At 54.0% G+C, this 754-nt stretch carries 1 protein-coding gene; it reads left to right on the top strand.

Translation table 11 applies throughout. From position 1 onward, the window contains the following. Positions 1-583, top strand: a 583-nt coding sequence (locus CYR55_RS23045; protein ID WP_101818606.1) for a PDDEXK family nuclease, incomplete at its 5' end; no start/stop codon positions are given. Positions 584-754: the final 171 nt, after the last annotated feature.

Genomic DNA, 754 nt, shown 5'->3' with positions numbered 1-754 from the left:
CCTAAGTGATGAATGGCTCAAAGCCAATGGCCGGGATACATCCGGCCGGATTAAAAGCAAAAAGCTGAAGGAAAAAAGCCCGCTGCCTGATCTGACTGCGCAGCTCAAAAGCCCGGTATCCCGTATCAGCGCGTTGGAGGCGGTTTTTACGCCCTCAGTACATGCAAAGGCGCTGTTACAGCTGGAGAAGAAGCCAGAGCTGATTAAGGGCAAGTATGAGCACTACGATCAGGTGCGCTTTTTCGATTACATGCACCGCAATCACCGGGATATTTACGAGCTGCTGCACGCGACGCCGAATGGCGGCCAGCGCGCGACGAAAACAGCAAATGCCCTTAATGCGGAAGGGCTTAAAAGGGGCTATCCCGATGTCACGCTCGATGCGGCGCGCGGGGCATATCACGGCCTGCGGTTTGAGCTGAAGTATGGCAATAACACGGCTTCCAGCGACCAGCTGGAGTGGCAGGAAAGGTTACGGGCGCAAGGCTACGTGGCCGAGGTGGTATGGGGCTGGGAGGCAGCAGTAGCGCTGGTACTTGGCTACTGGTTACTTGAGCCAGGGCAGCTGCTATCAGCGGCATAGACTGGCAACAGACACTGTAAAATTTCCGCTAAACCAGCGCCCTTACGGTGTTTTGCATGAATGAGTATGTTTTAATTTTTCCACATGGGGCTTTCGCCCCTCCAGGGCGCAACGCGCCCTGTCTCATATTCAACTATGGTAAAAATCATGTGTGAAAACCACTGTAGCCAT

Origin of the sequence: Chimaeribacter californicus (assembly GCF_002858675.1) — a bacterium.
Taxonomy (GTDB): Bacteria; Pseudomonadota; Gammaproteobacteria; order Enterobacterales; family Enterobacteriaceae; genus Chimaeribacter; species Chimaeribacter californicus.
Note: the sequence above shows the minus strand (reverse complement) of the source record. Positions and strands in the feature narration are given on the sequence as shown.